Source organism: Streptomyces sp. DH12 (genome assembly GCF_020873895.1).
Lineage (GTDB): Bacteria > Actinomycetota > Actinomycetes > Streptomycetales > Streptomycetaceae > Streptomyces.
The window spans coordinates 1-439 of record NZ_JAHWGT010001189.1; the positions used below are offsets into that span (position 1 = coordinate 1).

General features: G+C 71.8%; 1 protein-coding gene. It reads left to right on the plus strand.

What is annotated here, in order from left to right; all coding sequences use genetic code 11:
* Positions 1-17: 17 nt before the first annotated feature.
* A partial coding sequence (locus LPA54_RS39180; RefSeq protein WP_228985161.1) for a dienelactone hydrolase family protein occupies positions 18-439 on the plus strand: 422 nt, incomplete at its 3' end.

Sequence of the window (439 nt, forward strand, 5' to 3'; positions counted from 1 at the left end):
CGAGCAAGGAGTCCGGCATGGCAGAGGTCGTACTGTTCCATCACGTACAAGGGCTGACCCCTGGGGTGGTCGCCTTCGCCGACGAACTCCGGGCCGCGGGGCACACCGTTCACACACCCGACCTGTTCGACGGGCGCACCTTCGACTCCCTGGACGAGGGCGCGCAGTTCGTTGGTCAGGTCGGGTTCGGAGAGATCGCCGCGCGCGGTGTGCGCGCGGCCGGTCCGCTTCCGCGGGACGTCGTCTACGCCGGTTTCTCGCTCGGGGCGGTGCCCGCGCAGAGACTGGCGCAGACACGGGACGGGGCGCGGGGCGCCCTGCTGATGCACGCCTGCATCCCGGTGTCCGAGTTCGGTGCGGCCTGGCCCGGGCGCGTCCCGGTGCAGGTGCACGCGATGGAGGACGATCCCTTCTTCGCCGAGGACGCCGAGGCCGCCCG